Raw genomic sequence first — 19,134 nt, forward strand, 5'->3', positions numbered from 1 at the left:
CCAGGGAGTGGGCCGCCCCGAGCGGTGGGCCGGCCCCGTACTGACGTACGTCGGTCAGCGGCGGCTGCCGAAGAGCGAACGCCGCAGTCGCCGCAGCGGGGCGAAGAGCGACACGCGGGCGCTCCTGCTCCGGCGGGTGTGCGCGGCATCACGCGAGGTCAGCTCGCGCATCAGCAGCGTAGCTTCCGCCGCCTCGCGCTGCGGGACGACAGGGCCGCCGAGCACCGCGAGATGGCGGTCGAGGCGCGTACTGGTCGCACCGCTTCCGCATGTGATGGCAGGCACCCGCGGCCTGCTCCGCACCGTTATCTGTTCCATGTCACTCCCCACCCGTACGAGGGCACCCGGTCCGGGCAGGTTAACCCTATCGCCCCACGGTGACACACGGGTATCCCGCCCGCAGGATCGAGCACACACTTACGGAGGTTGACGACCAGTTACCGAATTCGCCCGATTCCCGGGCGACTACGGACAGTTCGGATGGTTTTTTCGGTGGGACGGGAGGCCCCGGCAGCCGGGACCTCCCGCGCAGGAGAACGGCGGACAGATCAACTCACCTGTCAGGCAGCGGACTTGAAGACGGGCAGATAGCCGCCCGACTGCCCGGCGGCGGTGGGGTGGTAGGACTCACCGATGTTGAGCCAGTTCACGCTGTGCAACCACGAGTTGCTGGAGCAGATCTCGTGTCCGGTGAAGGTCGTCCTGACGTCACCGAAGGTGAAGCCGTGGTCGGCGGCGCGCTTGGCGGTGGCAGTGTTCAGATGGTCGGAGGCGGCGTTGATGGCGGCCCGCTCGCGCTCGCTGAGCCCGGCCACGCAGGAGCCGCTCAGCTGGTAGAAGCGGGGGTAGCCGAGGACGACGACCCGGGCGGAGGGGGCCTTGGCCTTGATGGCGGAGTACACGGAGTCGAGCCGGCCGGGCAGGGTGGAGTCGACGTAGGCGCGGGCGGTGGCGATGCGGTTGAGGCAGGTGGCCTCGGACTGGAGGACACAGGTCGTCATGACGTCGGCGAAGCCCGCGTCGTTGCCGCCGACGGAGATCGAGACGAGGTCGGTGGAAGCGTTGAGCGGTCCGAGCTGGCTGCCGGTGACGTCGTTGGTCCTGGCACCCGAGCAGGCGGTGAAGGCGAAGGTGGAGGGGGAGTTGGCGTTGGCCCAGAGCCGGGGGAAGGCGCGGGTGCTGCGCTTGCAGTTGCCGCTGGCGCTGTCATAGCTGCCGGCTCCGACGCCGGAGGAGTACGAGTCGCCGAGGGCGACGTAGTCGACGGCCTTGGCGGACGCGTCGGCGTTCGCGATCCCCGCGCCGGTCAGGGCGAGAGCGGCACCGAGCAGGAGCGAGGACGAGAACGCCACGAGTCTGGACATTTTCATGGGGGACTCCTTGAGCAGGGGGTATCTGCGCTACTCCGTAGTAGCAGCGCACCGGCCTGCCTGGAAGTGTTCATGCCAAAAATAAGTGATGAGTGCTTCCGCCCGCCCCCTGGAGTTCAACGGACGCGCCTTGACGCGCCGGTGCCGGTACGTCACACGGGAGGGGTACGAAACCTGGGTGCGCGGGGCGGCCCCGTACCGGATCATGGGCGCCATGTCCGCCACCAGCCCCGCGTCCGCCCTGCCGATCCGGCTCACCCTCGATGACAGCGATTCCCCCTCCGACGTCATCGACGCGCTCTTCCTCGGCCGCTTCGCGACGGGTGAGCAGCCGTACTCCCACAGCTCCTCCCTCGACCGGGTCAGGACCGGGGCGACCCTGCTGCCCCCGCACGCCTCGGTGCTGCGGACCGCCCGGGACGACAATCGCAGCGCCACACTGGCCGAGGGCGACGGCTGGACCCTGCTGGTCTCCCGGTGGAGCCAGGGCGCGGACGTCACGGTCACCGCGACCAGTGCCGAGCTGGCGGAGAAGGTCCTCGGGCAGGCGACCGAGGGCGCGAAGGACGAACCGGAGCCGCAGCCCGACAACGTCACCATGGGCTTCTGGTACGTCTCCCCCACCCGCGGCCCCCACCGCACCACCCGGCGGATCACCGCGGGGAGCTGGGACGAGGTCCGCCCCAACTACACCGCCCCGGTGGCCGATGCCATGGACCGGCTGATGAAGGTCACCCCGGACGACATCGCGGGCCGGCTGCTCCTGCTGCACGGACCGCCCGGCACCGGCAAGACGTCCGCGCTGCGCACCCTGGCCCGGTCCTGGCGCGACTGGTGCCAGGTCGACTGCGTACTCGATCCGGAGCGGCTCTTCAACGACGTCGGCTATCTGATGGACATCGCGATCGGCGAGGACGACGGTACGGAGAAGGGCCGGTGGCGGCTGCTCCTCCTGGAGGACTGCGACGAGCTGATCCGGGGCGAGGCCAAGCACACGGCGGGCCAGGCCCTGTCCCGGCTGCTGAACCTGACGGACGGTCTGCTCGGCCAGGGCCGGAACGTGCTGGTGGGAGTCACCACCAACGAGGACCTGGAACGGCTGCACCCGGCGGTCGTCCGGCCGGGGCGCTGCCTGGCCCGGATCGAGGTCGGCCCGCTGACCCGCCAGGAGTCGGTGGCCTGGCTGGGCACGGAGGAGGGCGTGAACCGGGAGGGCAGCTCGCTCGCCGAGCTGTACGCGCTGCGCCGGGGCATCGGCCCCGCGTCGGTGCCGAAGCAGGACGCGGGGGCGGACGCGGGGCTGTATCTGTAGCGCGGGGGCGCGGCTTCGGGGGGTCGGGGGGTGGTTTCGGGGCGGCTCCGGGCGGGGGTGGGCCCCGCCCGAGGGCGGCGGGTTCCTCAGCGCGTGTACGCGGCCCGTACCGCGTCCTGCGCAAGCGACAGCGCCCGGTCCCGGGGCAGCCCGAGCCGGTGGGCGGCCTCCGCGTAGCTCTGCGCCGCCGCGGCGGCCTTCTGCTCGGCCGCTCCCCCGGCGGCCGCGATGAAGGTCCCGTTGCGTCCCCGGGTCTCGATCACGCCGTCGGCCTCCAGCGCGCGGTACGCCTTGGCCACGGTGTTGGCGGCGAGGCCCAGCTCCTCGGCGAAGCCGCGTACGGTCGGGAGCCGGTGGCCGACCGGAAGCGCGCCGGAGCGGGCCAGTTCGGAGAGCTGGGTGCGCAGTTGCTCGTACGGGGCGATACCGGAGTCCGGGTCCAGGACGATCTTCTCAGTCACGGGCCGATTCTCCCCCACGGATCTCCCCCGGGGGCCTCTTTCACGGACGGAAAAAGAGGAGGCGCCCGGGTACCGGCTGCGCCTACTGTCCCCCGCATGACTGTGATCGTGCGAGATTTCCGGCCGTCCGACGCGGAGGCGTGGACCCGTGTCCGCCGGGCCTCGGTCCCCTACCTGGTGGCCACCCCCGAGCAGGTCCTCCACGACCTGGCCCACTCCCATCCGGACCGGCACTACCGGCTGCTGGTCGCCGAGGAGGACGGGGAGATCATCGCCACGGCCCAGGCGGGCATCGCCCATGACAGCGCGGAGCCGGGGCAGGGGTACTTCACCCCGCACACGCTCCCCGGCCGCACCCGGCGCGGGGCGGGCTCGCTGCTGCTGAGCACGGCGGAGGAGCACCTGATGGAGGCCGGGGCCACCTCGCTGTACGCGTGGGTCATGGACACCCCGGAGAGCCTGGAGTTCGCCCGCAACCGGGGCTACCGCCCCAGCCGCTCCGCCCACTTCCAGCGCCTGGACCTGGCGGGCGGTTCCCTGCCGCCGCTCCAGGAGGTCCCGGCGGGCGCCGAGCTGAGGACGGGGGCCGACTTCGCCGACGACCCCCGGCCGCTGTTCGACGCGGACGTCGAGGTGACGGCCGACGAGCCGGGTGACATCCCGATCGAGCTGGACGACTACGAGGACTGGCTGACGAACATCTGGCGGCACCCGGCCTTCGACCAGGAGCTGACCTCGGTGGTGCTGGTGGACGGCGGGGTGGCGGCGTTCAGCGCGGCCACCACCGACGGGGAGCGGACGTATCTGAGCTCCATGACCGGGACCCTGCGGGACTTCCGGGGGCAGGGCCTGGCCAAGCTGGCGAAGAACGACTCGCTGCACCGGGCACGGGCGGCCGGGTACACGGACGCGTACACCTCCAACGACGCGGACAACGGCCCGATGCTGGCCGTCAACGAATGGTTCGGCTACACGATCTGCGCGACGGAAGTCCGCCATGTCCGCATCCTTCCCTGACCCCGGCGCGCCCGGCGGCGAGAGCGTGGCCGTCACCCTGACCAAGGCGGGCCGCGTCAAGATCAGGTACCCGGCGGAGCTGGTCCGGGACGACGGCACCCGGGTCTCCGTGCGGGCACCGTGGGCCGCGCCCGGGGTGCGGGACTTCGGCTTCGTCCGGTTCGAGCCGGGCGATGTCCTCACCGAGCACTACTGGCGGGACCGGTGGTTCGCGGTGAAGGAGGTCCGTACCGGTGACGGCGTGCTGAAGGGCTGGTACTGCGACATCACCCGCCCCGCGGTCCTGGCCGACGGGGTGCTGGCGGTCGAGGATCTGGACCTGGACCTGTGGGTGTCGGCGGACGGCACCTCCGTACTGCGGCTGGACGAGGACGAGTTCGACGCGAGCGGCCTGGCCGGACGCGACCCGGCGGCGGCCGGGGAGGCGGTCCGGGCCCTGGACGAACTGGAGCGCCTCGCCCGGGCCGGGGAGCTGACGGGGCTGCTGGCCTGAAAGCGCCTTCCCGGCCGACCTGTTCCTCCCTGCTGACCGACCGATTCCTCCCTGCTGCCCGGCCGATTCCTCCCGGTCGGCCGATCACCGCGCCGGGAAGACGCCGCGGGGGCGCCGAGGGAGCCGCTGCCATACAGGTTTCACCCCCAATTCCCCTCGCCCTCACCGGCCTTGCGGGATACTCGCAAGTAACCTGACCGCCACCCGGGAGGACCCACCCGTGAAGTTCCGACCGCAGCTCGCCGTTCCCCTCGCCGTCTCCGCCGCCCTCCTCACCGCCTGTTCCGGCTCCGGCCAGGAGCTCGGGTACGGGGAGAAGGCCACGGGTGACGACATCGATGTGACGGTGCTGCGTGTGGAGGCGGGCAGCACGAAGGACCTGGCCGTGCTGAAGGACGCCTCGGAGTACGCCGGACGGACGCCGTACTACCTTCACTACCGCGTCACCAAGACGAAGGACGGGTCCGTCAAGGGGCCCGACTTCGCGGTGACCGGCGACGGCAGGAACCTCACCCGGCTGAGCATCATGCCCGGCTTCGGCACCCCCGTCGTCGGGAAGGACGGCGGTCTCAGCTACTCCAAGGCGCCGAAGTTCGACAAGTGCACCGCCGACGACTCCTCCTCGGACTTCAACGAGAAGGCGGCGGGGGAGAGTTACACATCCTGCTCCATCTACCTCACCGCCGAGGGCGACAGCGCGGCACCGACCGAGGTCGCCTGGCTCGGAGACGACCGGAAGGAGGACCCCGTCGCCGTCTGGAAGTGACCGGGCCGGTGGCCGGGAGGGGGCCGGGTCCGGCGGGACCGGGAGAGGCCCGGGACCGGGGGCGGAAAGGCCCTGGCCCACGGGTCAGATGCCGGAGCCGGTGACCAGCTCCACCTCGTGTCCCGCCGGGTCCTCCAGATAGGCGGCGCGGTGACCGGCGCCGCCCGCGTACGGATGGCGGTCGGGGAACAGCAGCCGCCAGCCGTACGCGGGTGCCTCGGCCGTCAGCGCGTCGAGGGCGGCCCGGTCCGCGACATGGAACGCCAGGTGGTTGAGGCCCGGGCGGCGGCGGTCGTGGCTGCCGTCGACGAGGTCGGGCGACTGCTCGACGACCACGTAACTGTCGCCGCGCCGCCAGCTGCGGCCATGTGCCCAGCGCTGGTACGGGAGGTGGCCGAGCCTGCCCAGCAGCCAGCCCCAGCTGCGCTCCGCCCCGGCCAGGTCCGCCACCCACAGCTCGATGTGGTGGACCCGCCCGGTGATGTCCCCGGCGGCGGGCAGCGCCACGGCCCTCGAAGCGCCGTCCGGCCGGTAAGCGATCGGGTCGCCGTCCCGGTGCCAGTGGATCATGAAGTGCTCGCCCGCCCGGTAACCGTCCAGGCCCGCACGGCAGTACGCGACCATGTCGTCGGGCAGGGCGTCCAGCGGGAACCAGTCCACCCCGGAGCACTTCTCCGGCTCCGCGTTGTACGGCGGGCGCTCCCCGTCGTACTCCGCGAGGAAGAACCAGCCCATGCGCGCCCCGCCGCCGGGCCCCCGGTGCTGCATCACCAGGGCGACCCGCAGCTCGTCGGGGTCCAGCACGACACCGATCTCCTCGGCGGCCTCCCTGATCATCGCCTCACGCACGTCCTCGCCGTCCTCCGCGTGGCCGGAGGGCAGGTTCAGCAGACCGTCCCCGTAACCCGTGCCCGCGCGGCGGGCGAGCAGGACGTCGGGGCCCCGGCGCAGAATCAGATGGACGTCGACGACCTCGGTGTGCCGGTGGACCGGCTCCGCGCGGGCCACCAGGGCGTACCGCTCACCGTCCACCTCCTTGCCCCAGAGCCGAGCGTCGCCCGCCAGATCCTCGTGGTGAACGCGCTCGGTGTGCGGGGCGAGCAGGGCGGTGAGCCGGGCGGCGGGGAGCCCGGCGCCGCTTCCCGCCCCCTCGATCAGCAGCAGCCGCCCGCCCGGCTTCAGCAGCCCGAACCAATGGGCCAGGGCCGCCGCCGGATCGGGCAGCAGCCGGACGACGTTCCGGGCCACGATCACGTCGAACGCCCGCTCCCCCACCGGCGGCCGGACGGCGTCCCCGACGAGCACCTCCGCCCCGGTCCCGGCGAGCTTGGCGCGGGCCAGCTCGGCCATCCGGGGCGACCGGTCCACGGCGGTGACCCGGTGTCCCTGCCCGGCGGCGAGCAGCGAGAGGCTCCCCGTACCGCACCCGAGGTCCAGCACCTCGCTGCGGATGACGGGCAGCCAGCTCTCCAGCCGACCGGCCCAGGCATGGCGCACGGCGGGGTCGAGGAGCCCGTGCCCGGGCTCCTCGTCGAAGGATTCGGCCGCCGCGTCCCAGTCGATCGTGGTCATGGTTCCGATGCTCTCAGCCACCACTGACAACCGCTCTCGGCCACCACGGACAACGGGGCGCGGGCAGCGGATCGGGAAGCTTTCTGAGCGCCCACTTAGCCGGACCTTAAACCGACCATAAGAATCTCCTCCACCCCGTCCCAGCAGGCTTTTTGGCCCTTCCGAGCGGCTAGCTTGCTGAGCGCCGGGGCGGATTCCGCATCGGCGCCCCACCGTTGTGCCGCTTTGAAGGAGAACCCTCCATGACCGCTCGTCGCAAGGCCGCCGGGATCGTCGCCCTCGGTTTCGCACCGCTCGCGCTGGCCGGACTCACCGCCACCCCGGCGCTCGCCCACGGTTCGCTGACCGACCCGGTGAGCCGGGTGTCCGCGTGCTTCGCGGAGGGGCCGGAGAACCCGGTGTCGGCGGCGTGCAGGGCGGCGGTGGCGGCGGGCGGTACGCAGGCGCTGTACGACTGGAACGGGGTGAACATCGCCAACGCGGCGGGCAAGCACCGTGAGCTGATCCCGGACGGCAAGCTGTGCAGCGCGGCCAACGACAAGTTCAGGGGGCTCGACCTGGCGCGCGCCGACTGGCCCGCGTCCTCCGTGAAGGCGGGCAAGCACACCTTCAAGTTCCGTGCCACGGCCCCGCACCGGGGTTCCTTCGAGCTGTACATGACCAAGGCGGGCTATGACCCGTCGAAGCCGCTGGCCTGGTCGGACCTGGAGGCGAAGCCGTTCGCCGAGGTCACCGACCCCAAGCTGGTGGACGGTTCGTACGTCTTCGACGGGACGATCCCGGACCGGACGGGGCGGCAGCTGATCTACACGGTGTGGCAGCGCTCCGACTCCCCCGAGGCGTTCTACGCCTGCTCCGACGTGGTCTTCGGTGGCGGTTCGGGCGGTACGGGCGGTGGCGGCACCCAGAAGGAGAAGCCCGCGGGTGAGGCTCCGAAGGCCGAGGAAGAGGCTCCCGCTCCCGCCCCCTCCGCGCCTTCCGAGGACGCGATCACCAAGGGCGCCGAGAAGTCCTCCGTCGAGCACAACGGGCACGGCGACGACGACGCGAACACGGGGGCGAAGGTCAACTCCGCCGCTCCCGCCGCCCCGGCCGAGGACGAGGCCGAGGCGCCGCAGGGCAACGCCCCGCAGGCAAACGCGGCCGGTCAGAAGGACGTGCTGGCCGAGACCGGCGGTTCGGACACGAGCACCTATCTCGCGATCGGCGGGGCCGCCGCCCTCGCCGTCGGTGCGGCCGTGCTGTTCTCCTCGCAGCGCCGCCGGGCCGTCACCCCGACCGGCCGGCACAGCCGCTGACCCGCTTCCCGCCCCGGGACACCGGGGCGGGACGGTCATGACACGGGCCGAGGACCGCCACCCGCCCCACCGGGCGGCGGTCCTCGGCCCAGCCGTTTCCGGGTGTCAGCCGATCACCGAGGCGCAGGTGGTCGGGGTGGTGCGCGACGGGTCGAGCGCGTTCGCCACCTCGTGGAAGGCGATCCGGTCGATGGTCCCGATCGCCACGTGCTCGGAGAGGTCGAGCGGGCACAGGTCCTGGAGCAGGACATTGCGTACGTTCGGTCCGTCCAGGTACTGCGTGCGGTACGGCGTCACCACCTGGTCGTACTTGGTCGCGATGACGGTGTAGCGGACCCCGGGGACGGTGTCGCCGCCCGCGGTGAGCTTGGTCATGAAGGGCGAGCCGACGACCTGGTCGGCGAGGGCGGGGGTCTTGTCGTTGATGAACTTCTCGACACCGGGGAAGTACGGCAGCAGCTTGGTGAGGCCGAGCAGCGTGGTGCCGTGGTTGCTGGGGGCGATACCGACAAGGGCGTTGACCTTGGGGGCGCCGCCGAGGAACTTCAGGTAGTAGTTGGGCATCATGCCGCCCTGGGAGTGGCCGACGATGTCGGCCTTCGGCGCTCCGGTGGAGGCGAGCACCCTGTCGACGAAGACGCTGAGCTGTTCGGCGGACTTGTCGACGGGTCCGAGGCCGTGGAAGAACGGCACGCCGGGGAGCTGGCCGTAGTCGAGGGAGAAGACGCAGTAGCCCCGGTTGACCAGGTAGGGGGCGAGGCCCAGCCAGTTGTCGATCGAGTTCCCGAAGGTTCCGTGGACCAGGACGACCGGGCGGGGATGGGCGGCGGAGGGCTTGCAGGAGTAGTCGTTCCAGCCACGTGAGGTGGCCGCCGCGGCGGTGGGGGCGGCCGCGGTCGCGGTCGCCGTGGGGGCGACCAGGAGGGTGACGGCGAGGAGCAGGGCGGCGAATACGCTGCGCGTGCGTGGGGTGCGCGCAGCACGGAACCAGGGCAGCATCGTGTGGTCTCCTTGCGGCTCAAGGGAGGTGCGATGGCGGTGCGCCCTGTGGCCCGGACCACAAGCTTTGTGTGCTCATGCCAAATTACGCACGAGTAAGGTCGGGAGGGAAGTTACGCGTCGGTAAAAACTGCTGCGCCCTCACCGTAGATCGGCTAGAGGCGTCAACCCCGCGATTCCGGCCGCGCGCCCGGCCGCCGCCCCGTCCCCCTTGGCCCATTCGGCCCCGCCCCGCCTGCGCGGGCACCGCCGCGCCCGGACGGTGGGGGCATGACTTTCGTCGACGAGGTGAAGAACGCCGTCACTCCACGGGCCGCCCTGCTCGTCATCGGCGTACTCGGACTGCAACTGCTGTTCATCGCGTCCTACGTCGGGGCACTGCACAAGCCGAAGCCGACGGACGTCGCCTTCGGGGTGGTCGCCCCGCAGCAGATGTCCCAGCAGCTCGTCGCCCAGCTCGACGGGCTCCCCGGCGGACCGCTGGACCCCCGTACGGTGAGCAGCGAGGCCGAGGCGCGCGAGCAGATCATGAACCGCGAGATCGACGGTGCCCTGATCGTCTCGCCGCAGGGCAGGACCGACACCCTCCTGGTCGCCTCCGGCGGCGGGACCGTTCTCTCCAGCGCCCTGGAGCACCTCCTCACCCAGGTCGAGGGGGAACAGGGGCGGACCGTGCGGACCGTGGACGTGGCACCGGCCTCCGCCGACGACTTCGACGGACTCTCGTCCTTCTACCTGGTGGTGGGCTGGTGCGTGGGCGGCTATCTCTGCGCCTCGATCCTGGCGATCAGCGCCGGGACCAAGCCCGCCAACCGGCAGCGCGCGGTGATCCGGACCTCGGTCATGGCGCTGTACGCGATCGCCGGCGGCATCGGCGGCGCGGCCATCATCGGCCCGGTCCTCGGCGCACTGCCGGGCAGCTTCTGGGGCCTGGCCGGTCTCGGTGCCCTGGTCGTCTTCTCGGTCGGCATGACCACGCTCGCCCTGGAGGCCCTCACCGGCATCGTCGGCATCGGCCTGGCCGTCCTGATCATCGTCGTCGCGGGCAACCCGAGCGCGGGCGGCGCCTTCCCGCTCCCGATGCTCCCGGACTTCTGGCGGGCGATCGGCCCGGCCCTCCCGCCGGGCGCGGGCACCTGGGTGGCCCGCTCGATCGCCTACTTCCGGGGCAACGCGGTCACCGGCCCGCTGCTGGTGCTCTCCGCCTGGGCGGTCGCCGGTACGGCGCTGCCCCTGCTGCTGTCGATGCGGAGGCGGGACGGGCGTGACGACAAGGGCGTGGAGGCGGCGGCGCCGTCGCCGTCCGGCGGGTCGACGGCTGTCTGACAGCTCCACCGTCCGTTCACGGGGCCGCCTCTCCGGCGGCCCCGTCCGACGTTCCGCCCCATTCCTGATGTCAGGTCGGTTCAACGGCTATGCATGACAGGTGCATGACGACATTCTGGAGCGGCCTCGTCCACCCGGCGAGGAGCACGGCCAGGACCGCTCCTTCCCACCCCCACGGAGACCGCTCATGCGTCGTCGATTCACCGCACCGCTCGCCGCCGTCGCCCTGTCGCTCCCGCTCACCCTGATCAGCGCCGCCCCCTCCTCCGCCGCCCCCGCCGACAAGCCCCAGGTGCTCAGCTCCTGGACCCAGACGAGCGCCTCCAGCCACAACGCCTGGAACGCCGCCCGCAACAACCGGGGCGCCTGGTCCGCGTACGGCTTCGACTGGTCCACGGACTACTGCAGCAGCTCCCCCGACAACCCCTTCGGCTTCCCCTTCCAGACCTCCTGCGCCCGCCACGACTTCGGCTACCGGAACTACAAGGCCGCCGGTACGTTCTCCGCCCACAAGGCCCGTATCGACTCCGCCTTCTACGAAGACCTCAAGCGCGTGTGCGCCGCCTACTCCGGCGCCAAGCGGACCTCGTGCAACAGCACCGCCTGGACCTACTACCAGGCCGTACGCGCCTTCGGTATCGCCCCGGCCGGGGCGGACTCCACCGGCCAGGCCGCCTGAGCACAGCCAAACGGGAGAGGCCCCCGGCGCGCGCCGGGGGCCTCTCCTTGGTGCGGTGGTACGTCAGCCGATCTCGGCCCCGTAGGCGGCGAGCGCCTCGGGGACCGGCTGGAAGAACGTTGTGCCGCCCGAGGAGCAGTTGCCGCTGCCGCCCGAGGTCAGACCGAGCGCGGTGTCGCCCGCGAAGAGGGCGCCGCCGCTGTCGCCCGGTTCGGCGCAGACCGTCGTCTGGATGAGGCCGTTGACGATGTCGCCATTGCCGTAGTTGACCGTGGCGTTCAGCGCGGTGACCTCACCCTCGTGCACCTGGGTGGTGGAGCCGCTGCGGACGACCGCCTGGCCGACCGTGGCGTCACCCGCCTGGGTGATCGCCTGGGTGGAGCCGTTGTAGAGGTTGACCTCGCTGGGGTGGGCGATGTCCGAGGTGTACTTGACCAGGCCGTAGTCGTTCTCCGGGAAGCTGGAGCCCTCGGTGGTGCCGATCGCCTGGCCGCCCTGGCTGTCCGACCAGCTGGCGACCGACTCGGTGCAGTGGCCCGCGGTCAGGAAGTACGGCTCGCCGTCCTTGACCACGTTGAAGCCGAGCGAACACCGGGAGCCGGAGCCGAAGATCGCGTCGCCGCCCGCGATGAGCGGCTTGAACTCGCCCTCGGTCTTCTTCAGTTCGGCCTTGCCGCCGAGCCCCTCGACCACGGCCGAGAGCTTCTTCCAGGCCGCGCCGTCGACCGTGCTGTCGGCGGTGACCAGGACCTTGTTGCTGACCGGGTCGACGGCCCAGGAGGTGCCCGGGATCGTCGCCTTGTCCGTGAGGGTCTGCCGGGCCGACGTCAGCTCGGCGAGGGAGTGCTCCACGACTCTGGCCTTGCCGCCCGCCTGGCGGACCTGCTCGGCGGCGGCCTCGTCGACGACGTTCACGACGAGGGCCTTGGCCGTGCTGTCGTAGTACGAGCCGGCCGCGTCCGCGCCCAGGTCCCGGTCGAGCGTGGTGGCGAGCTTTCCGGCCGCGTCCGCACTGAGCGTCTTGACCGTGAACTCCGGTACGTCGTCACTGGCGTTCGCACTCTGGAACGTGAAACCCGCTACGACCAGGGCGACCACGGCCGATCCGGCCACCGTCGCGCGCTTCCTGGATATGCGTCGATGCTTCAACTTCGACCTCCTGTGGGGCCGTGCACGGAGCAAGTGGGGTGCCCGTACACGGAGGATGGGGCGCCCACTATTCCGAGGGGGCCGGTAGCACACAAGGTCGACTTCGAGACGTGCACACGACACCGACGCTTCACCCGCGCCATGTTCACTTACCCGCGGTCATGCCACGTCGGTCCCGTTCGCGAACACCCGCTGCAACGACGGGCGGCCCCTGGGTGAGGACTAGTCCTGTCCGGTATTCGCCCCTGCCGGTCCGGATGTCGTCCCCGCCCGTCCGGATGGAGCCGGAAATCGTCCGCCACGAGCGCCTCGGGACCTCCGCCTTTCCCGCCGTCACAGCTCCTGCCGCCGAGGAGTCCCCCGTAACGCCCCTGATGGGTCATCATCGAAACGGCAGCACACGCCGGGCACACCGTGCCCGGGCCGGCCGGGGTACCGAGCTGAGGAGGCGCGGGTGCGCGATCGGGTGCGCGTGGCGGACGGGCGGCATCTGATGGTGGAGCAGCTGGGGGACCCCCGGGGCAGACCGGTGTTCCTGCTCCACGGGACACCGGGCAGCAGGCTGGGGCCCGCTCCCCGGGGCATGGTCCTGTACCAGCGCCGTACCCAGCTGATCACCTACGACCGCCCGGGGTACGGCGGCAGCGACCGGCACGAGGGCCGCCGGGTCCGGGACGTCGTCGAGGACGTCCGGGCGATCGCCGACTCGCTGGGCCTGGAGCGGTTCGCCGTCGTGGGCCGCTCCGGCGGGGCCCCGCACGCGCTGGCGTGCGCGGCGCTGATGCCCGAACGGGTCACCCGGACCGCCACCCTGGTGGGCCTCGCGCCCCGGGACGCGGCCGGTCTCGACTGGTTCGAGGGGATGGCCGCCTCCAACGTGCTCGCGTACTCGACGGCCACCGCCGACCCGGACGGGCTGGCCGCGTCCTTCATCACCCGCTCCGCACAGATCCGGCAGGACCCGGGCAGGCTGCTGGAGGATCTGCGCCGGGAGCTGACGGACTCGGACCGGGTGGTGGTCAACGACGTGGGAATCCGGTCCATGCTGCTGCGCAACTACCGCGAGGGGCTGCGCACTTCGGCGTACGGCTGGATCGACGACGCCATCGCGTTCTGCAGCCCGTGGGGCTTCGAACCGGCCGGGATCACCGGCCGGGTGATGATCTGGCACGGTGAGAAGGACGTGTTCACCCCGGTCGGCCACTCCCGCTGGCTGGCCGGTCAGATCCCCGGCGCCACCGCCGTACTGGAACCGGCGGCGGCCCACTTCGACGCGCTGTCCGTGCTCCCCGGCATCCTCACCTGGCTGCTGGACGACCGGGACCAGCCGGACCTGCCGGTGACGGCCGCCGCCCCCGGCGGCTGAGGCGGGGAGGCGGGGAGGCGGGGAGACAAGCGGAACGGGCCCGGCCCGGGCCCGGTGCCCGTCACACCGACATCGGCTCCAGCTCGCGCCGGAACCGCATGTCCGTCCGCGCTATCCGGGTCAGCGGATGGTCGTCGCCGAGCTGCCGCGACAGTTCCACGACGATCTCCGACCGCAGGTGCGCCGCCTCCTCCTCGCGCCCCATCGCATCGAGCGTGACCGCCATGTTCGAGGTCATGGCCAGGGTCTCCGGGTGGTGCGCGCCGAGCGCCCCGCGGAGCTGGACGGTGAGCTTCTGCTCGGTCTCCAGCACGATGTCCAGGTCCCCCCGGTCCGCCGTGGCGTTGGCCAGGTTCATCACACAGAAGAGGGTGTTCGGGTGCTCGCGGCCGAACGCCTCCCGCATCGAGGCGACCACCAGCGTGAGCAGCCGCTCCGCCTCCTCCGGCTGCCCGGTCCCGGTCAGGTAGATGGCGAGGTTGTTCTGCGCAGCCAGGGTGTACGGGTGCTTCTCCCCCGGCACCTTCCGGTACTGGTCGACCACCTCCTGCGCCGTGTTCCTCGCCTCGACGGTCTCGCCCGCCGCGAACAGGTCGGCGGCCAGATTGAGGTCGCAGGCCAGCGAATCGGGGTTGGCGGTGGTGTACTTCGCCCGGTACCGGGCCCGGGTCGCCACCGTCAGCCTGCGGGCGTCCTCCAGCCGCCCGGCCCTGCGCAGCGACACCGCGAGGCTCTTCGCGGCGCTCAGCGTGGCGGGGAAGCTGCGGCCCATGGTCCGCTTGAAGCTCTCGTAGGCGCGGCTCAGCAGGGTCACGGAGTCCTCGTACCGCCCGACCTCGCGCAGGTCGCGGGCGAGGTTCATGGCGGAGGACAGGCTGTTCGGGTGCTCCGGGCCGAGCACCTGGGAGCGCAGGTCGTAGACGTCCTGGTCGATCTCGCGGGCCCGGGCGTACTGGCCGACACTGCGCAGGTTCAGCGCCAGGTTGTTGGCGGCGGCCAGGGTCCTGGGGTGGGAGTCGTGGAAGATCTGGCTGAAGCCCTCGTGGGCCTCGGTCGCCATCTCGATCGCCGTGCCGTAGTCGCCGAGCAGACCGAGGTCGATGGCCAGGCCGCTGGTGGTCATGTACGTGTGCGGGTGCTCGGGGCCGAGCACCTCCCGCTGGAGCCGGAGGGTCAGCTCGTCGAGCTCCTTGGCCTCCACGTACCGCCCGCGGGTACGCAGGATGTTGGAGAGGTGGAAGCAGAGGTAGAGGTACTGGAGGTCCCGCTCTCCCAGCTTCTCCAGCCAGACCTCCCGCAGGTCGTTGCCGAGCGTCCCCGCCGTTCTGACGTCCCCGCGCTTCCACAGGTAGCGCACCCGGTCGATGAGCAGCCTGCGGACCTCCGGCTCCTTGCAGTGCCGGGCCTCGGACGGGCCGAGGTGCGGCCAGATCGTGGCGAAGCGCGGCCAGGTCTCCGGGTTGTCGATCGGTTCGTCGCCGTCGGGCCGGGCCCCGGCCAGAATGCTGTGGACGACGTGCCGGGCCTCGCGCTGCTCCTCCTCGCTGAGCTGCGCCTTGATCACGGCCTGGACGAGGCGGTGCACCTGGATGGAGTTGGAGACCTGGTCGACCTTGGCGAGGGCGAAGCGGCCGATCTCGCGGATGACCCGGCCCAGCACCAGCTTCTCCTGGAGGGAGGGGTCGTACGGCTTCAGCGCCTCGATCATCTCCTTGCTGTACAGGAGGTTGGCGGAGATCGGTTCGGGGGCGAAGAAGGCGCAGAGCTGGAGCAGCCGGACCGCCGCCGGTGAGCGCTCCTCCAGCCGGGCGATGGAGACGTTCCAGGTGGCGGCGACCGGCTCCGGGTAGCCCGGGGGCTGGTTGAGGGCGAGGACCTGGGGCGCCTGCCGGGAGAGCTGGTCGAGGTAGGTGCCGATGGGGGGCGCGGTCTCCGCGATCCAGGCCGCCGCCTGCTCGACGGCGAGCGGCAGGTCGCCCACGGCGGTGGCCACCTGGCCCGCCTCGTCGATGCTGAGCCCCGGGGCCCGGCGCCGGAGGTGCTCGATGGACTCCTCCCTCAGGAAGACGTCGACGGGCAGCGCGTCCCCGTGCTGGGACCAGCTCTGGTTGCGGGAGGTCACCAGGATGTGGCCGGAGCCGCCCTGCGGGAAGTAGCGGCGCAGCTGTTCGGGGTCGTCCGCGTTGTCGAAGACCAGCAGCCAGCGGTCCGAGGGCACACCGCGCCGGAGCAGGTCGACGGCCTCCTTCGAGGCGGCCGCCATGTCGTCGCCGCCCTGGGCGCCGAGCCGGACGGCGAGTTCGGCGAGGGAGGCGACCACGTCGTCGGCCTGCTCGGACGATATCCACCAGACCAGGTCGTAGTCGGCCATGAAGCGGTGCACGTACTCCAGGGCGACCTGGGTCTTGCCGACGCCCCCGAGCCCGTACAGCGCCTGGGGCTGCGGCAGGACCACGGCCATGCCGCCGCCGAGCTGGTCGCGCATCCGCTCCAGGACGAGCGAGCGGCCGGTGAAGCCGGGGTTGCGGGGCGGGGCGTTCCAGATCCTGGGGACCGTGCCGGGGAAGCGGGGCCCGGGCGAGACCCCGTCGGTGATCTGCACCGGCCGGTCCAGGGCCCGCATCAGGGCGGCGGTGGCGTGCACCTCGTCGAGCCGGAAGAGGTCGACCGGGTTGCGGTCGATGTACGGGGCGGTCAGGCGTACGTCCCCGACCCGCAGCGGCAGCAGCAGGCGTCGGCCGCCGCCCGGGTCCTCGGCGACCGCCCGCTCCCAGACGTCCACGGCGCGCTGCGACTTGAGGTACGCGGCGGAGAGCAGCACCACCGTGCGGGCGGCGTTCTCCGGGGTGGGTGCCGTCTCCTGCGGGGGCCGTTCGGCGGAGACGTCACGGGGGACGACGCGGAAGCCGGCCCGGGTGAGGACCGATTCGATCCAGTCGGCCCACATCCGGTTCTCCGCCACATAGCTGAGGGAGAGGTCGGCGGGCAGGGCCGGCCTGCGCCGGGTGAAGGCGTCCCGGATGCGCAGGCGCACCTCGTCGCCGACCGGGGGCATCGAGGTGATCTCCTGGCCGGTGATGACCGCGGTGAGCCGTTCGAAGGCGGAGAGGAGGGAGTTGGTGAGCCCGGACTCGTCGCCGAAGGTGGCCAGCGTCTCCTCGTAGGCGTAGTAGGGGCGGTAGGGGATCTCCACCGCGCCCCAGTAGGCGGTGAGTTCGTCGCCGGACAGATCGCGGGGCAGCCGGTCGAACTTGAGCCGGGCCAGCGCCCGTCCGGCGTCCGCCTTCTCCTTCTCGCCCTCGTCGATGCGCATCGGGACGGGGAAGATGGAGATGGGGCGGCCGGTGTAGCGCTCGGCGATCTGGCGGGCGACGGAGGCGGCGCCGTCGATGGACTGGTCGCTGAGGGTGAAGCAGTCGACGAGGATGTCGGGGAGGTGGACGGTGCAGATGTCGGCGATGTCGCTGAGGCCGGTCCGGCTGTCGATGAGGACGTAGTCGTAGTTGGCCTTCATGTCCTCGCGCAGCGCGTCGAAGAAGTGGCCGCCGCCGAGCCGGTCGTAGAAGTTGTCCCAGTCGAAGGTGGAGACGGTCGCGGAGTACTCGCGGTTCTGCCGTCCGGCGGAGACGAAGTCGAGGGTGCCGCCGCGCGGGAACTCCCAGCCGAGCGCCTCCGGGGTCAGCGAGACGGCGTGCGGCTGGATGCGGGCGTAGTCGCGGTGCCAGTCCTCCGCGCGTTCGGCGGGGCTGGTCGCGGCCCAGGCGTACTCGGTGATCAGGTCGATCACACCGGTGGTGGCGCCGAGGGTGGCGGGTTCGAGGAAGGGGTGGAAGAACCGGTGGAGTCCGGGCGCCTCCAGGTCCCAGTCGACGGCCAGGACCCGTTTCCCGTTGGCCGCGAGAATCCAGGCGGTGTTGGCGAGGGCCATGGTGCGTCCCGTACCGCCCTTGTACGAGTAGAAGGTGACGATGCGCCCGTCACGACCGGCCGTCATAGGTCCTCCGCTTCCGTCGCAGGGTCGTGCGGGTCGGGGGTGAAGCTGGTGTCGCCCATGGGGCCCGTCAGCCGGGTCCGTTCGCCGTGCCCTCCGCCGGGGCCCGGCGGATAGGCCGTCGCGTGTCTCAGGTACTGCTGGGCCGCCACCTCGACGACCTGGGGCAGGATCTGGCCGAACGCCTCCATCGTGGGCACTCCTCTGGCCGCGGCCCGGCAGAAGGTCCGTCCGTGGCGCATCTTGGCAGGCATGGTCGCTTCGAGCTTCTCGGTGAGTTCGGCCTCCGCCGCCCGGCTCTGGTGGTCCTCGCGGCTCCACGGGACGACCATGGTCACCCAGGGCCGGTTCTCCGCGTCGAAGGCGGCGAGCCTGCGCCTGCGGTCCTCGTCCTGGAGGGCCCAGCGGTCGACGAGGAGGATCTCGGGGGTGCTGGGCGGCGCCTTGCCCTCGGTCCGCCCCGATTCCTCGTCGAACGAGGTGATCCGGGCCTGGTAGTTGAGCGAGCGCACGAGCTCCTCGGCCACATAGGCGAGGGGGCGGGCGGCGGCCGGGTGGTAGGGGTTCCAGTCCTGCGGGTGGTCGCCGTAGTAGTCGCCGATGCGGCCCTCGGGCAGGTCGTGGCGGGTGGGTGCGGCGATGGTGATCCGCATCGGGCGGGGGGCGCCGACCCCGCTGGTCGGGGAGCCGAAGGCGCTGGGGGCGAGACGGTAGTCGACGGGTCTGCCGGTGTCGATCCGGACCGTGTCGGCGACGCTGACGATGCGTTTGGCCAGTTCGTAGACGGCCCGTTCGTACTCCTGGGCGAAGAGTCTGAGCTTGATCAGACCGTAGAGGCCGTCGCTGACGTAGCGCTCCCCGAAGTCGCGGTGGTTGAACTGCAACCGCTCGGCCGATCCCGGGAGCTGGCTCGGCGGGACCGGGACCCAGAGGGCCGGGACGATCGCTTCGGCGGGCTGGTTGCGGCGGGCCCGGTGGTGGATGGCCCGCTGCTCGAAGGCGTGCCACTCCTTGCCGCACATCTCGCTGGCGAAGTAGCGCGGCGAGAACAGCGGGACGAAGACCCGGCAGGTGGCGAGGACTTCACCGAGCCGTTCCGACCAGCCCTCGCCGGAGCGTATCTCGCGGTCCATGAAGCCGGGGGACGCGCCCGCGGGGAGGTCGGTCATGGCCAGCACATGGCCGCACAGGTCCCGGAAGAGGCGTTCGACCCACATGTCGGGGTCCGTTCCGCTGCCGTGCCCGGGCGTGTGGGCGTAGCTCAGAAAGAAGTACGGCCGATGGTCCGCCGCTCGCTGCTGCGTCGATGCGTGCACACGACCCCCGTCCTGTGTG

The 19,134-nt window shown here is 71.6% G+C and carries 16 protein-coding genes; 8 read left to right on the plus strand and 8 right to left on the minus strand.

Features of this window, described 5'->3' with window-relative positions; translation table 11 throughout:
* Positions 1 to 54 precede the first annotated feature (54 nt).
* Complete coding sequence (locus B7C62_05340; protein ID ARF71741.1) at positions 55 to 318, minus strand: hypothetical protein; 264 nt, start codon at positions 316 to 318, stop codon at positions 55 to 57.
* A 242-nt stretch (positions 319 to 560) separates the two neighbouring features.
* Positions 561 to 1,370: a lipase gene (locus B7C62_05345; protein ID ARF71742.1), complete on the minus strand. Its 810-nt coding sequence runs from the start codon at positions 1,368 to 1,370 to the stop codon at positions 561 to 563.
* A 178-nt stretch (positions 1,371 to 1,548) separates the two neighbouring features.
* Between B7C62_05345 and B7C62_05350 the strand changes: the two genes are divergently transcribed.
* The gene (locus B7C62_05350) at positions 1,549 to 2,682 is read left to right on the plus strand and encodes an ATPase (GenBank protein ARF77003.1); all 1,134 of its coding nucleotides are present in this window, start codon (positions 1,549 to 1,551) and stop codon (positions 2,680 to 2,682) included.
* 86 nt (positions 2,683 to 2,768) lie between these two features.
* On the opposite strand, the gene B7C62_05355 is transcribed toward B7C62_05350, so the two are convergent.
* Positions 2,769 to 3,143: a GntR family transcriptional regulator gene (locus B7C62_05355; protein ARF71743.1), complete on the minus strand. Its 375-nt coding sequence runs from the start codon at positions 3,141 to 3,143 to the stop codon at positions 2,769 to 2,771.
* Positions 3,144 to 3,239: 96 nt separating this feature from the next.
* Between B7C62_05355 and B7C62_05360 the strand changes: the two genes are divergently transcribed.
* From B7C62_05360 to B7C62_05370, 3 genes are all read left to right on the plus strand, one after another.
* A complete protein-coding gene (locus B7C62_05360; protein ARF71744.1) occupies positions 3,240 to 4,160 on the plus strand; it encodes a GNAT family N-acetyltransferase in 921 nt (306 codons plus the stop codon).
* Positions 4,141 to 4,653: a DUF402 domain-containing protein gene (locus B7C62_05365; GenBank protein ARF71745.1), complete on the plus strand. Its 513-nt coding sequence runs from the start codon at positions 4,141 to 4,143 to the stop codon at positions 4,651 to 4,653. Before B7C62_05360 ends, B7C62_05365 begins: the two co-directional genes overlap by 20 nt.
* Before the next feature lie 220 nt (positions 4,654 to 4,873).
* Positions 4,874 to 5,419 carry a hypothetical protein gene (locus B7C62_05370; GenBank protein ID ARF71746.1) on the plus strand — a complete coding sequence of 182 codons (546 nt, stop codon included), beginning with the start codon at positions 4,874 to 4,876 and terminating at the stop codon, positions 5,417 to 5,419.
* An 84-nt stretch (positions 5,420 to 5,503) separates the two neighbouring features.
* Here the strand turns inward: B7C62_05370 and B7C62_05375 are convergent, their stop codons facing one another.
* Positions 5,504 to 6,991 (minus strand): methyltransferase type 11, encoded by a 1,488-nt coding sequence (locus B7C62_05375; protein ARF71747.1) that lies wholly within the window; start codon positions 6,989 to 6,991, stop codon positions 5,504 to 5,506.
* A gap of 242 nt (positions 6,992 to 7,233) precedes the next feature.
* On the opposite strand from B7C62_05375, the gene B7C62_05380 reads away from it, so the two are divergent.
* Positions 7,234 to 8,289, plus strand: a complete 1,056-nt coding sequence (locus tag B7C62_05380) for a chitin-binding protein (protein ARF71748.1) — start codon at positions 7,234 to 7,236, stop codon at positions 8,287 to 8,289.
* 105 nt (positions 8,290 to 8,394) lie between these two features.
* Here the strand turns inward: B7C62_05380 and B7C62_05385 are convergent, their stop codons facing one another.
* Positions 8,395 to 9,288: a lipase gene (locus tag B7C62_05385; GenBank protein ID ARF71749.1), complete on the minus strand. Its 894-nt coding sequence runs from the start codon at positions 9,286 to 9,288 to the stop codon at positions 8,395 to 8,397.
* Between the two features lie 270 nt (positions 9,289 to 9,558).
* Between B7C62_05385 and B7C62_05390 the strand changes: the two genes are divergently transcribed.
* Together B7C62_05390 and B7C62_05395 are read left to right on the plus strand one after the other, a co-directional pair.
* On the plus strand, positions 9,559 to 10,614 hold the full coding sequence (locus B7C62_05390) for a DUF3533 domain-containing protein (GenBank protein ID ARF71750.1): 1,056 nt from the start codon (positions 9,559 to 9,561) through the stop codon (positions 10,612 to 10,614).
* A 187-nt stretch (positions 10,615 to 10,801) separates the two neighbouring features.
* Positions 10,802 to 11,293 carry a hypothetical protein gene (locus B7C62_05395; protein ID ARF71751.1) on the plus strand — a complete coding sequence of 164 codons (492 nt, stop codon included), beginning with the start codon at positions 10,802 to 10,804 and terminating at the stop codon, positions 11,291 to 11,293.
* 63 nt (positions 11,294 to 11,356) lie between these two features.
* Here B7C62_05395 and B7C62_05400 read toward each other — a convergent pair whose 3' ends face one another.
* Positions 11,357 to 12,442 (minus strand): serine protease, encoded by a 1,086-nt coding sequence (locus tag B7C62_05400; GenBank protein ID ARF71752.1) that lies wholly within the window; start codon positions 12,440 to 12,442, stop codon positions 11,357 to 11,359.
* A 454-nt stretch (positions 12,443 to 12,896) separates the two neighbouring features.
* Between B7C62_05400 and B7C62_05405 the strand changes: the two genes are divergently transcribed.
* Positions 12,897 to 13,808, plus strand: coding sequence for an alpha/beta hydrolase (locus tag B7C62_05405; protein ARF71753.1), 912 nt, complete (start codon positions 12,897 to 12,899; stop codon positions 13,806 to 13,808).
* Positions 13,809 to 13,869: 61 nt separating this feature from the next.
* Here B7C62_05405 and B7C62_05410 read toward each other — a convergent pair whose 3' ends face one another.
* Positions 13,870 to 17,802 carry an ATP/GTP-binding protein gene (locus tag B7C62_05410; GenBank protein ARF71754.1) on the minus strand — a complete coding sequence of 1,311 codons (3,933 nt, stop codon included), beginning with the start codon at positions 17,800 to 17,802 and terminating at the stop codon, positions 13,870 to 13,872.
* A complete protein-coding gene (locus tag B7C62_05415; GenBank protein ID ARF71755.1) occupies positions 17,799 to 19,016 on the minus strand; it encodes an FxsC protein in 1,218 nt (405 codons plus the stop codon). Before B7C62_05415 ends, B7C62_05410 begins: the two co-directional genes overlap by 4 nt.
* Positions 19,017 to 19,134: the final 118 nt, after the last annotated feature.

It is taken from the genome of Kitasatospora albolonga, assembly GCA_002082585.1.
GTDB classification, from domain to species: Bacteria; Actinomycetota; Actinomycetes; order Streptomycetales; family Streptomycetaceae; genus Streptomyces; species Streptomyces stephensoniae.